The following is a 12,415-nucleotide window of genomic DNA, read 5'->3' as shown; positions in this document are numbered from 1 at the left end:
TTGTCCCCGTCGTCTTCGTCTGTCCCCCTCGACTTGGACGGGGACAGACGAAGACGACGGGGACAAACGGGAGGAGGAGCCGCTCAGCCGAACCAGGTGAGGATGAGGTCCCAGCTGAGATTCGCCACCAGCGCGAAGACCACGACCAGGAACACCACACGCACGAACCGCGACCCCTTGGCGATCGCCATCCGCGCGCCGGTGTATCCGCCGAGCATGTTCGCCACGCCCAGCAGCAGTCCGATCGCGATCAGCGCGTGGCCGGCGGGTCCGAAGTACAGCAGCGCGCCGAGGTTCGTGGCCGCGTTGACGATCTTGGCGTGCGCCGAGGCGTTGAGGAAGCTGTACCCGAGCACGGTGACCAACCCGATGATCAGGAACGTGCCCGTCCCCGGGCCCAGCACACCGTCATAGAAGCCCACCAGCAGGCCGATCAGCACCGCCCGGGAGACGTGCCCGAGCCCCACATGGCGCAGCTTCTCCAGCTGGCCCACGTTCGGCTTGGCCGCCGTGAAGATGCCCACGGCCAACAGCGCCAGCACGATCAGCGGCAGGATCACCGCCTCCGGAAGCCACGCGGCCACCATCGCCCCGCCGAAGCTCGCGCACAGGGCCGCGAACGCCGTCGGCCCGGCCGTGGTCAGGCTGGGTTTCACGCGGCGGATGTAAGTGATCGCCGAGGTGGTGGTGCCGAAGATCGACCCCAGCTTGTTGGTGGCCAGCGCCTGCACCGGGGTGATGCCCGGCACCGTGAGCAGCACGGGCAGCTGCAGCAGCCCACCGCCGCCGACGACGGCGTCCACCCACCCGGCGGCGAAGCCCACCACCACCAGCAGCAGGATCGTCAGCGGCGAGATCTCGGCGAATGAACCGAGAACGACCTCCACGTGCGCCGGCCGTCAGCGCAGCGAGGAGACACGCTCGACGACGGCCGTGACGGCGTCGTCGACCGGCACCTGCTCGGCCTGTCCGGAGCGGCGGTCCTTCAGCTCGATCGTCCCCTCGGCCAGGCCGCGGCCGACCACCACGATGGTGGGCACACCGACCAGCTCGGCGTCGGAGAACTTCACACCCGGCGAGACCTTGGGCCGGTCGTCGAACATCACGGACACACCCTGGGCCTCCAGCGAGGCCACCAGGGTCTCGGCGGCCTCAGCGATGGCCGGATCCTTGCCGGTGGCCACCACATGAACGTCGGCCGGAGCCACGGAGCCGGGCCACACCAGGCCCCGCTCGTCGTTGTTGGCCTCGGCGATCGCGGCCAGCACACGGGTGACGCCGAAGCCGTAGGAGCCCATGGTGACCGTGGAGAGCTTGCCGTTGACGTCCAAGACCTGCAGCCCCAGAGCCTCGGCGTAGCGCTTCCCCAGGTGGAAGATGTGCCCCAGCTCGATGCCGCGGCGGGTGCGCAGCAGCCCGGAACCGTCCGGAGCGGGGTCACCCTCCTGGACCACCACAGACTCGATGACGCCGTCCCAGGTGAAGTCCCGCCCGGCGACGAGACCGAAGACGTGCTGGTCCCGGTGGTTCGCTCCGGTGATCCATCTGGTGCCCGGCACCACGCGCGGGTCCACCAGGTACGGGATGCCGCTGGCGGCCTCCTCGCCGAGCACCTGCTTCTCCAGCTCCAGGCCGGGCCCGATGTACCCGCGGACCAGCAGGGGGTGGGCCTCCAGGTCCTCCGCGGTGGCCGCCTCCACGGTGACCTCACCGGCCGCACCGAGATGCTCGCCGACGGTGGCCTCCACGCGCTTGAGGTCCACATCGCGGTCACCGGGCACGGCGATCACCGCCACGCGCCGCTCCCCGTCGGGCATGACGACGGCGATGACCACGTTCTTCAGCGTGTCCGCCGCCGTCCAGGGCCGGTCGGCGCGCGGGTGGTCGGCGTTCGCCGCAGCCACCAGCGTCTCGATCGTGTCGGTGCCCGGCGTGTGGTGCACCTCGGCCGGGGGCAGGCCGTCGACGGAGATCTCCTGCGGGGGCACCGTGGTGACGGCCTCCACGTTGGCGCGGTAGCCGCCGTCGGACTCCACGAAGGTGTCTTCGCCGATCTCACAGGGGAAGAGGAACTCCTCGCTGGCGGAGCCGCCCATGGCCCCGGAGACGGCGTCCACCGGGACCACGTCCAGCCCCAGGCGCTCGAAGATCCGCAGGTAGGCGGCCCGGTGCGCGTCATAGGCTGCTCGCTGGTCCTCCTCCTCGAGGCAGAAGGAGTAGGAGTCCTTCATGATGAACTCGCGGCCACGCAGCAGCCCGGCCCGAGGGCGGGCCTCATCCCGGTACTTGGTCTGGATCTGGTACAGCGAGACCGGCAGGTCCTTGTAGGAGGTGTAGAGGTCCTTCACCAGCAGGGTGAAGATCTCCTCATGGGTGGGGGCCAGCAGGTAGTCCGCGTCCTTGCGGTCCTGCAGCCGAAAGATGTTGTCCCCGTAGTCCTCCCAGCGACCGGTGGCCTCATAGGGCTCCTTGGGCAGCAGTGCGGGCAGGTGGATCTCCTGGGCCCCGATCCGGTCCATCTCCTCCCGGACGATGGCCTCCAGCTTGCGCAGCACCATGATCCCCAGCGGCAGCCACGAGTAGACCCCGGGCGCGGCACGGCGGATGTAGCCGGCGCGCACCAGCAGCCGGTGGCTGGCCACCTCGGCGTCCGCGGGGTTGTCACGCAGAGTGCGGAGGAACAGATTCGACAGTCTCAGGGGCACGGTGAACTCAATTCCAGATCGTCGGGACTGCTGCCGAGAGGGAAGTCTACTAGGGCCCACCGTCAGTCCTGACCGTCAGGAGTCCTAGTCAGCGGAGTCCTCGTCAGCATCGGCGTCGGCGGCGTCGTCGGCACCCTCATCCGAGTCCTCGCCGTCGGAGTCCTCCTCACCCTCGCCGTCGGAGTCCTCCTCACCCTCGCCGTCGCCGTCGGTGTCCTCCTCATCCTCCTCCAGCGACAGGTCGTCGCCGGTCAGCTCCGAGAGCACCGCGGCCGCCTGCTCCTGAAGGTCTTCCACCAGATCCTCGACGTCGTCGTCCTCCGGTTCCTCATTCGGGGCTTCGGCCACGAGGACGATCTGCGAACCCTGGCGCAGCGCGACTGCGACCAGGTGGGTGCTCTCGTCTCCGACCGTCATCTCCTGGGTCAGTCCCAGCCCGGCGTCTGCGGCGGTGCCCACCGAGAGGAGCTCCAGCGCCACCTCCGTGGAGGGGGACTCGTCGCCGCCGACGTCACGGGTGACGGTGTAGGACTCGCACAGCTGCAGGCCGTCCTCCTCGCCCGCCAGGTAGGCGTCGGCAGAGCGCCAGTCCGTGAAGGAGTACACGGTGACCTCCCGCGCGCCGTCTGCCCCGTCGCTGTCAGAGTCGCCGTCCGTGTCGCTGTCAGAGTCGCCGTCCGTGTCGCCGTCAGAGTCACCGTCCGTGTCGCCGTCGGAGTCGCCTGACTCGCCGTCGTCCTGCTGGATCGCATGGGCCATCAGCGCACCGTCGGGCAGCGGGCTGGCGGACTCCACCACATACTGCTTGCACTCCTGAGGATTCACCCGGAGCCGCTGCAGCTCCGTCTCCAGGTCACGCAGCCCCGGCAGCACATCGTCGGTGTCCGTGATGCTCGCCCCGGAGAACTCGCTCTCGAGCGCCTCCCGCATCTCCTCATGGGAGAGCTGACTGCCCTCGGGCTCCGGAGCGCTCAGCTGCTGGGCACCACCCGGATCCCCGATGGCCCCTCCCCCGCCGCCGGAGTCCCGGACCGCGACGTCGTCCGCGCACCCGGTCAGCACCAGCGCCCCACCCACGGCCAGAACCGGGATGACACGACGGCGGCGGCCTGGGGCTGACTGGGACATCTCAGGGGCTCCTCGCAGGGACGGCGGACGGCTCGGCAGAACGCTGCGGGGCCCGATCGGCCCTCGCTCGCAGGACTCCGTGTCCAGTATGGGCCCCGCCGCTGGGCGCCACCTGACCCGACGCGCGGACGGGCCGCGTGTCAGCCGAAGCTCACACGCGGCCCGTCGTCGCCCGCTCCCTCAGGCGGTGGCGACGTCCAGCTGCACCACCGCCCAGGACAGCGGCGGCAGCGTCGCCCGCAGCGCGCCGTCCTCCAGCCCCACCTCACGCAGGGGGGTCAGCCCGACGGCGTTCTGGTCGTTCAGCACATTGGCGGCCTTGCGGTCACGGCCCTCCGGGATGCTCAGCACCTCGGCTGAGACCACCGCCGTGGCATCCAGCCCGTGCAGGTCCAGGGTGAGGTCGTTGGTCTCCTCCAGCGAGCGGTTGGCCACGAACAGCGAGAGCTTGCCGGTGGTCTCGTCCCAGGTGGCGGCGGCGTCGACGACGTCGACGTCACCGAACCTCGCCGTGGAGACCTGGTCGGCGTCCACCGCCAGGCGCAGGATCTGTCCACGAGCCATCGCGGCGATCCGGGCGAAGGGCCAGAAGATCGACTGCCGCCAGGCCGGGCCGTCCTGCTCGGCCAGGATCGGGGCGATCACGTTGACCAGCTGCGCCTGGTTGGCGATGCGCACCCGGTCACCGTGGCGCAGCAGCGAGTGCATCAGGGTGCCGACCACCACGGCGTCGGTGACGTTGTAGGAGTCCTCGATCAGCCGCGGGTGCTGCTGCCAGTCCTTCGCTACGTTGTGCGGCTGGTCCTCGGTGTCCAGGCCCCGCTGGTACCAGACGTTCCACTCGTCGAAGGAGATGTCGACCTGCTTGCTGTGCTTGCCGGCGGCCTTGACGGCGTCGATGGTGGAGACCACGCCGTCGATGAAGGCGTCCATGTCCACGGCCTCGGCCAGGAAGGACGCGGCGTCGCCGTCGTGCTCCTGGTAGTAGGCGTGCATGGAGATGTAGTCGACCTCCTCGTAGGCGTGGGAGAGCACCGTGTGCTCCCAGGACCCGAAGGTGGGCATCCCCCGGTTCGAGGAGCCGACGGCGACCAGCTCCAGCGTGGGATCCACCAGCTTCATGGCCTTGGCGGTCTCCTGGGCCAGCCGGCCGTACTCGTCGGCCGTCTTGTGGCCGATCTGCCAGGGGCCGTCGAGCTCGTTGCCCAGGCACCACAGCTTGATGTCGAAGGGATCCTGCGTGGTGCCGGTGGCCGCGCCGTTCTTCCGGCGCAGGTCCGACCAGTAGGTGCCGCCGGGGTGGTTGGCGTACTCCACCAGGGCGCGGGCCTCCTCCACCCCGCGGGTGCCGAGGTTGACCGCCTCCATGACCTCGACACCGGCCTCCCGGGCCCAGTCGACGAACTCGTGCAGGCCGAAGGCGTTGGTCTCGATGGTGTGCCAGGCGCCGTCGATGCGCACCGGTCGATCCTCCACCGGGCCGACGCCGTCCTCCCACAGGTAGCCGGAGACGAAGTTCCCGCCGGGGTACCGGACCACAGTGGGGCCCAGCTCCTTGACCAGGGCCATGACGTCCTGGCGGAAGCCGCGCTGGTCAGCCTGCGGGTGGCCGGGTTCGTAGATGCCGGTGTACACGCACCGACCCATGTGCTCCACAAAGGATCCGAAGAGCCGGTGGGGGACATCCGCGACGGTGAAGGCGCGGTCGACGGTCAGATGGGCCTTGGACATGAGTCTCCTGTTCTTAAAGGGTGAGGGGATGTCTGGAGAGAGCTGGGCGCCCGGCGGCACCGCCGTACGACGGCGCCGCCGGGGTGGGGAGGTCACTTCCCGCCGAAGCCGGTGGTGGCCACACCCTGGACGATCTGGCGCTGGAAGAAGAGGAACACCACGATCAGCGGCAGCGCGGCCAGCACGGCCTGGGCCATCACCTGGGCATAGGCGACGCCGTAGGCGCTGATCACGGTCTGCAGTCCGACCGGCAGCGTCATCAGCAGCGTGTCGTTGATGATGATGAACGGCCACAGGAAGTTGTTCCACGCTTGGATGAAGACGAAGATCGACACCGCTCCGAGGATCGGCTTGGACAGCGGCAGCACCACCGACCAGAAGACCCGCAGCCGTCCGGCGCCGTCCACCCGGGCGGCGTCCTCCAGCTCGATGGGCACTGCGTCGAAGAACTTCTTCAGGATGAACACGATCGGCGCCATGACCACCTGCGGCAGGATCAGACCCCAGTAGGTGTCGACCATGTTGAACGCCAGCATCTGGTAGTACAGCGGGATGATCAGCACCTGCGGCGGCACGATGATCGACGCGATGACGGCGAAGAACACGGTGGCCCGGCCGCGGAACTGCATCCGGGAGAACGCGTAGGCGGCCAGCGCGGAGATCGCCACGGTGAGGAAGGTGATCACCGCCGAGGTCCAGAAGCTGTTCCACGCCCAGATGTAGACGTTGCCCTCGGAGAGGACCGTGTCGAAGGCCGCGAAGGAGATGCCCTCCGAGCCGATGAGCGTCAGCCGACCGGAGGCGGCGTCGGTCTCGGTCTTCAACGAGGTGGCCACGGCCCACACGAAGGGCAGGAGCCAGACCAGAGCCATCACGGTCAGGGCGATGAAGGCCAGGATGCGGGCCGGTGTGAAGGGCCCCTCCCCCGGCTTGTAGCTGCGCTTGACGCTCCCGATCTGCGGGAGTGCTGCCGTGGTGGTCATCGCTGCCCCTTCCTGCGGTTGAGGATGCCCATCTGGATCACGCCGACCACGACGATCAGGGCGAAGAACACGTACGAGATGGACGCGGCATAGCCGAAGCGGTAGCCGACGAAGCCGGCCTCGAAGATGTACTGCACGATGGGCCGCGAGGTGTCCGAGGAGATCCCGCCGAGCATCTGGTAGGCCTGGTCGAAGAGCTTCAGCGAGGCCAGGATCTGCAGGATGAAGATCACCCCGGTCACGGGCAGCAGCTGCGGAATCGTGATCGACCACAGCTGGCGCCAGCGGCCGGCGCCGTCCACCGCCGCGGCCTCGTACTGGCTCTCCGGGATGTTCTGCAGTGCGGCCAGGTAGAGCAGGAAGTTGAAGCCGACCGTCCACCACACGGTGGCGATGGTGATGGAGATCAGGTCCAGGTGCGGGGTCTGCAGCCAGGCCAGCGGCTCCAGTCCGACGGCGGAGAGCACCGCGTTGGCCGCGCCGATCTCCGGGTTGAAGATCCACGCCCAGATCTGTGAGATCACGGTGGAGGCCAGCAGGAACGGCATGAAGAAGGAGAGTCGCCACAGCCACTGCCCCGGCAGGCCGGTGTTGACCAGCAGGGCCATGACCATCGCGAAAAGCACCAGGGGCACAGTGGAGATGATCGTGAACCACACGGTGTTGCGGATCGCGCCCCACATCGTGGAGTCGGCGAAGGCCTCGGCGTAGTTGTCCAGGCCCACGAAGTTCCCGCCCGAACCGGCCAGCGACTGGTCGGTGAAGCTCAGCCAGGCGCCGTGGAGCATCGGCCAGACGACGAACATCAGGAACGCGATCATGAAGGGGGCCAGAAAGGCCCAGGCCACCAGGCGCTCCTTCCGGCGTGCGGCCCGTTCGCCGACCTGGGCGATGCCGGTGCCGGGCGGTGCCTTCTCGTCGAGGCGGTCGGTCTTCTCGGTGGTGGTCATTCGGATGTCGCTCATACCTGCTCAGCCCCCTCCGGGTCCACGGGGTTGGGATTGGACAGGATCGAGTTCACGTAGGAACGGAACTGGTCCAGGGCGTCCTCGAAGCCGTCTCCGGCGGTCATCGCGCGCTGGAACATCTGCCCCAGCTCGTTGACGAAGTTCGACCCGGATCCGGTGAACCAGGCGGTGGGGTCGTAGACGATGTGGTCGGCGGCGTCCGCGTAGTTGGCCTGCGGCAGCAGCTCCTGATACTCCGGGCTGTCCACCACGGGCAGATAGGCGGCGATATGGCCGGCGGTCGCCCAGTTCACGGAGTCTTTGAGCAGCTGGGCGACGAACTCGTAGGTATGCTCGCGAGCCTGAGGGTCCGGGCTGAGCTGGTGCGGCAGCACGAAGGAATGCGAGTCCGCGTAGGTGATGGGCTCGCCGAAGATCGGCGGAATCATGTCCATGTCCACCGGGATGCCGGCGTTCTGCATCGTGGGCAGCTCCCAGACGCCGCTGAAGAACAGCCCGGTGCTGCCGGAGGAGAACTCCGCGACGGCGGAGTCGTAGTTGCCGCGGCTGGAGGCGATGGCCCCGTCGACCAAACGGCTCATGTACTCCAGGGAGCTGAGGAAGGCGTCATCGTCGATGACGGCTTCGCCTCCGTCGGGGAACTCCATGGTGACCCCGTGCTGGGCGTAGAAGGTGTAGAAGAGTCGCCAGATCTGCGGAGCGTCACCCAGGAATCCGTAGGACAGCGCGTTGCCGCCGGTCACTCCTCCGATCTCCTCACACAGGGAGATGAACTCGTCCGGGGACTGCGGGACGCTCAGGCGTCCGTCGCCTTCGAGGACGCCTGCCTCCTGGCAGATGTCGCGGTTGAACATCATCAGGAACGGATGGGCATCGAGCGGCACGCTGTAGAGCTCGCCGCCCACGAGGCTGTTCTCCCACATGGGGCCCGTGAAGGTGGACTCGTCGACGCCGAGCTCGGCGAGCTGTCCCTCGTCCCACGGGTCCAGGAGGCCGCCCGGCACATAGCCGGGCACCCGCGTGGAGTGCATGATGGCGACCTCCGGGGCCCGGCCGCCCGCGCCGGCCATGGCCAGCTTCGTGTAGTACGGGGTGCCCCAGGCCAGCACGGTGGGGCGGACGAAGAAGTCGTCCTGGGAGTCGTTGATGCCGTCCAGCAGCTCGGCCATGGTGATGCCGTCGCCGCCGCTGAGCAGATGCCAGAACTGCAGGGTGGTCCGGTCAGCGGGCCCGACGTTGGGCGCGCATCCGGCCAGCGCGGCAGCTCCTGCGCCGGCGAGCGCGCCGCCGAGGAGCTGCCTCCTGCTGAGGATGGGTCGTCTCATAGATGCTCATTCCTTGGTCGGGACCATGGGGTCCGCAGGTGCGCCCCCATCATCTTTACATCGATGTAATTCTGCCTCGGAGAACCCAGCCCCTTCCTTCCACGCTCGGCCGAGCGTGATCGAAGACAGGAATTCCATCGATGGAACTACGCCTCAGAGAATCTCCCTGTGGCGCACATCACGATGGGCACCATGCTACTGGAGACCTGACGCCCGTCAAGGCGAGCCCGTCGGGACATACCCCGCGGGGGTGCCCTGGGTGGACTCGCGGAGCACCAGCCGGTGCGGGATCACCACCGCCTGAGAGGGGCCATCGTCGCGCCGCCCCACCCGTTCCTCGAACCGCGCTGAGAGCAGGTCCAGGGCGGCACTGACGTAGTCGGTCCGGGTGAAGGCCACGGTGGTCAGCGGCGGCAGGGTGAACGCCGCATGCTCCACGTCGTCGAAGCCGGTGACCAGCACGTCCTCGGGCACACGGAGCCCCGCCCGGTGCAAGGCGTGCAGCGCACCGAAGGCCAACGTGTCGGTGAAGGCGACGACGGCGTCGAAGGGCACCTGCCGGGCCAGCAGCTCCTCCACAGCTGCCGCGGCCCCGCCGATGGTCCACTGCTCCACGTCCACCTGCAGCTGGGGGTCCGCCTCCAGGCCGGCATCGCGCAGAGCGTCCAGGTATCCCAGCAGGCGCAGACCGGCGGTGGCCTTGCCGTCCTGCCCGCGCACCGCGCCGCCCAGCGCAGCGATGCGACGCGCCCCGCGGGACAGCACATGCTCGGTGATCTCCCGGGAGGCGACGCGGCTGTCCACGTACACCCGATCAGCGCGATGCTGCTCCACCTCGCCGATGAGCACCACGGGCGGCAGATGGTCCACCCGTTCGATCACCGAATCCTCCAGACGGACCGGGTTGAGGATGAGCCCGTCGATCAGGTGGGTGCGCGCCCGGGAGACCAGGTCATGCTCCCGCTCCGGCTCGGCCGCGGTCTCCTCGAACTGCACGGCCAGACCCCGCTCATGGGCCTGCTCCACGATCGTGTGGGCGAGGTCGGCAGAGAAGGCCGTGGCGAGATCCGGAAGCGCCACCCCGATGATGCCGGTGCGCCCGTTGCGCAGCCCGCGGGCGCTCAGGTTCGGGACGAAGTCCAGCTCATCCATGGCCGCCTGCACCCGCTCCCGGGTCCCCTCCCGGACGGCCACCGCGCCAGTGAGCACGTTGGAGACGGTCTTCGGGGAGACTCCGGCGAGCTGGGCGACGTCCTTCATGGTGGCGCGCGTTCGAGGGTGAGGCATGGCTCCAGCCTACGCATCACCACCCGGGCGCGGATCGACCCGGGCCGTGTCGAGGAGACCGGCCTGTCAGAACAGGACCGTGGCGAAAGTGCCCACCTGGCGGAACCCGACGCGCAGATACGCTCGAAGGGCCGCGGTGTTGTAGCTGTTGACGTACAGGCTCACCGTCGGCGCCAGGGTGAGGGCATGGGAGACGACGGCGGCCATGCCGGTGGCCGCCAGGCCGCGCCCCCGGTGGTCCGGCCGCACCCAGACCCCCTGGATCTGCACGACGTCGTCGGTGACCGCCCCGTACTCAGCCTTGAAAATGACCTCTCCGGTGGCAGGATCCGTGAACACCTGCGAATGCCCTGCCAGGATCAGGGCGCGGATCCGCTCGCGGTACTGGGCCGAGCCCTGAGCATAGGGAGAGAAGCCCAGTTCCTCGGTGAACATGGCCGCACAGGCGGGCTCCACCTGGGGATAGTCCTCCACGGTGGCGGTCCGCACCCCGGGCAGGGGCTCCACCGTCGAGGACTGGGTGATCGTCAGCAGCGGCTGGTCGGCACGGACGTCGCGAGGACTGAGCCACCCGACGGCGTCATAGAGCTCCAGCACGGCCTCGGCGGGGCCATAGATGGATGAGACCCGGCGCCGCATGGCCCCCACCGCCAGGCCGAACAGCTCCGCCTGGGCGAGGTCGGCGCCGACCGGATTGATGTTGGACCCCACCCAGCAGGCGGCCGCGAGCTCCTTCCGGGTGACGGTGCCCCCGACGGCCGGACCCTCCTGTCCGGGCGGCCGCGTCGTCTCCGGGGGCGCGTCGATGCCCAGGAAGACCGCACCGTTGCGCCCCTTCCCCGGCCCGGCGCCGCCGCGGGCGGCGAGCGTGGTGATCACCGAGACGTTGGAGACGGGATCCGCCGCCATGAGTCGGCGCAACGCCGGGGTGTCTCCGGCGTCGAGCACACGGACGACCCCGCCGGTGGCCCGGTGGATCCGGCCGGCGAGGGTGTTAGCTGACGGAGACCACAGGGGCACCCGTTGCCTGAGCATCTCCATCGGTGTCCAGATCCATCTCTTCAGCGAGGCGGTTGGCCTCTGCGATCAGCGTCTCGACGATCTGGTCCTCCGGCACGGTCTTGATGACCTCACCCTTGACGAAGATCTGTCCCTTGCCGTTGCCGGAGGCCACACCGAGGTCGGCGTCGCGCGCCTCCCCCGGCCCGTTGACCACGCAGCCCATGACGGCCACGCGCAGCGGGACCTCCATGCCCTCCAACCCTGCGGTGACCTCGTCCGCCAACGTGTAGACGTCCACCTGCGCGCGTCCGCAGGACGGGCAGGAGACGATCTCCAGCTTCCGGGGCCTCAGGTTCAGCGACTCCAGGATCTGGCTGCCCACCTTGACCTCCTCGGCCGGCGGAGCGGACAGCGAGACACGGATGGTGTCACCGATGCCCTTGGCCAGCAGGGCGCCGAAGGCCGTCGCCGACTTGATGGTGCCCTGGAAGGCCGGCCCGGCCTCGGTCACGCCCAGATGCAGCGGCCAGTCGCCACGCTCGGCGAGCATCTCGTAGGCCTGGACCATGATCACCGGGTCGTGGTGCTTCACGGAGATCTTGAAGTCGTGGAAGTCATGCTCCTCGAACAGCGAGGCCTCCCAGACCGCCGACTCCACCAGCGCTTCAGGGGTGGCCTTTCCGTACTTGTCCATGAGCCGCTTGTCCAGGGACCCGGCGTTGACGCCGATGCGCAACGAGGTGCCGTGGTCCTTGGCCGCCTTGGCGATCTCGCCGACCTTGTCGTCGAACTTCCGGATGTTGCCGGGGTTCACGCGGACCGCACCGCAGCCGGCCTCGATCGCGGCGAACACGTACTTGGGCTGGAAATGGATGTCCGCGATCACCGGGATCTGCGACTTCATCGCGATGATCGGCAGCGCCTCGGCGTCCTTGTCCGTGGGGCAGGCCACACGCACGATGTCGCAGCCCGAGGCGGTCAGCTCGGCGATCTGCTGCAGGGTGGCGTTGATGTCGTGCGTCTTGGTGGTGGTCATCGACTGCACGGAGATCTGATGATCACTGCCGACGCCGACGCTGCCGACCTGGAAGTTCCGCGTCTTCCGGCGCGGAGCCAGGACGGGCGGAGGGGCGGACGGCATGCCGAGGTTGATGGCGGTCACGGACTCTCCTGGGGTGTTGACTGTGCTCGCGGGGAGGTTGTCCCGGCTGCTCCCATGGTACGCCGCCGAGCTGACGAGCTCCCATTCCTGGCCGCAGGGGTGGCCAGGCTCACCGTGTTCGGGT

10 protein-coding genes are annotated in these 12,415 nt (G+C 68.7%); all 10 read right to left on the bottom strand.

Annotated features, from left to right (window positions below):
• Positions 1-83: 83 nt before the first annotated feature.
• The 10 genes from Q7C18_RS01215 to ispG all read right to left on the bottom strand — a co-directional run bounded on the left by Q7C18_RS01215 (position 84) and on the right by ispG (position 12,291).
• On the bottom strand, positions 84-887 hold the full coding sequence (locus Q7C18_RS01215) for a TSUP family transporter (RefSeq protein ID WP_311023710.1): 804 nt from the start codon (positions 885-887) through the stop codon (positions 84-86).
• A 12-nt stretch (positions 888-899) separates the two neighbouring features.
• The gene (locus Q7C18_RS01210) at positions 900-2,705 is read right to left on the bottom strand and encodes a proline--tRNA ligase (protein ID WP_311023708.1); all 1,806 of its coding nucleotides are present in this window, start codon (positions 2,703-2,705) and stop codon (positions 900-902) included.
• Positions 2,706-2,789: 84 nt separating this feature from the next.
• Positions 2,790-3,833, bottom strand: coding sequence for a hypothetical protein (locus tag Q7C18_RS01205; RefSeq protein ID WP_311023706.1), 1,044 nt, complete (start codon positions 3,831-3,833; stop codon positions 2,790-2,792).
• Positions 3,834-4,013: 180 nt separating this feature from the next.
• Positions 4,014-5,564, bottom strand: coding sequence for an alpha-N-arabinofuranosidase (locus Q7C18_RS01200; protein WP_311023704.1), 1,551 nt, complete (start codon positions 5,562-5,564; stop codon positions 4,014-4,016).
• 92 nt (positions 5,565-5,656) lie between these two features.
• The gene (locus Q7C18_RS01195) at positions 5,657-6,547 is read right to left on the bottom strand and encodes a carbohydrate ABC transporter permease (protein ID WP_070160079.1); all 891 of its coding nucleotides are present in this window, start codon (positions 6,545-6,547) and stop codon (positions 5,657-5,659) included.
• Positions 6,544-7,512 carry a carbohydrate ABC transporter permease gene (locus Q7C18_RS01190; RefSeq protein ID WP_237090036.1) on the bottom strand — a complete coding sequence of 323 codons (969 nt, stop codon included), beginning with the start codon at positions 7,510-7,512 and terminating at the stop codon, positions 6,544-6,546. The genes Q7C18_RS01195 and Q7C18_RS01190 overlap by 4 nt, the downstream gene beginning before the upstream one ends.
• A complete protein-coding gene (locus Q7C18_RS01185) occupies positions 7,509-8,840 on the bottom strand; it encodes an extracellular solute-binding protein (RefSeq protein ID WP_311023702.1) in 1,332 nt (443 codons plus the stop codon). The genes Q7C18_RS01190 and Q7C18_RS01185 overlap by 4 nt, the downstream gene beginning before the upstream one ends.
• 216 nt (positions 8,841-9,056) lie before the next feature.
• Positions 9,057-10,127 (bottom strand): LacI family DNA-binding transcriptional regulator, encoded by a 1,071-nt coding sequence (locus Q7C18_RS01180; RefSeq protein WP_311023701.1) that lies wholly within the window; start codon positions 10,125-10,127, stop codon positions 9,057-9,059.
• Positions 10,128-10,193: 66 nt separating this feature from the next.
• On the bottom strand, positions 10,194-11,168 hold the full coding sequence (locus Q7C18_RS01175; RefSeq protein ID WP_311023699.1) for a GNAT family N-acetyltransferase: 975 nt from the start codon (positions 11,166-11,168) through the stop codon (positions 10,194-10,196).
• Positions 11,122-12,291 (bottom strand): flavodoxin-dependent (E)-4-hydroxy-3-methylbut-2-enyl-diphosphate synthase, encoded by a 1,170-nt coding sequence (ispG, locus tag Q7C18_RS01170; RefSeq protein WP_070160073.1) that lies wholly within the window; start codon positions 12,289-12,291, stop codon positions 11,122-11,124. The genes Q7C18_RS01175 and ispG overlap by 47 nt, the downstream gene beginning before the upstream one ends.
• Positions 12,292-12,415: the final 124 nt, after the last annotated feature.

Origin of the sequence: Nesterenkonia sp. CL21, assembly GCF_031705515.1 — a bacterium.
Taxonomy (GTDB): Bacteria; Actinomycetota; Actinomycetes; order Actinomycetales; family Micrococcaceae; genus Nesterenkonia; species Nesterenkonia aethiopica.
The sequence above is the reverse complement of the archived record's forward strand: the minus strand, read 5'-3'. Positions and strand labels throughout refer to the sequence as shown.

Bases quoted from the DNA above. Each gene is read 5' to 3' on its own strand.
- Q7C18_RS01195 (WP_070160079.1), bottom strand. From the start codon at position 6,547: ATGACCACCACGGCAGCACTCCCGCAGATCGGGAGCGTCAAGCGCAGC.
- Q7C18_RS01190 (WP_237090036.1), bottom strand. From the start codon at position 7,512: ATGAGCGACATCCGAATGACCACCACCGAGAAGACCGACCGCCTCGAC.
- Q7C18_RS01180 (WP_311023701.1), bottom strand. From the start codon at position 10,127: ATGCCTCACCCTCGAACGCGCGCCACCATGAAGGACGTCGCCCAGCTC.
- Q7C18_RS01205 (WP_311023706.1), bottom strand. From the start codon at position 3,833: ATGTCCCAGTCAGCCCCAGGCCGCCGCCGTCGTGTCATCCCGGTTCTG.
- Q7C18_RS01185 (WP_311023702.1), bottom strand. From the start codon at position 8,840: ATGAGACGACCCATCCTCAGCAGGAGGCAGCTCCTCGGCGGCGCGCTC.
- Q7C18_RS01200 (WP_311023704.1), bottom strand. From the start codon at position 5,564: ATGTCCAAGGCCCATCTGACCGTCGACCGCGCCTTCACCGTCGCGGAT.
- Q7C18_RS01175 (WP_311023699.1), bottom strand. From the start codon at position 11,168: ATGGAGATGCTCAGGCAACGGGTGCCCCTGTGGTCTCCGTCAGCTAAC.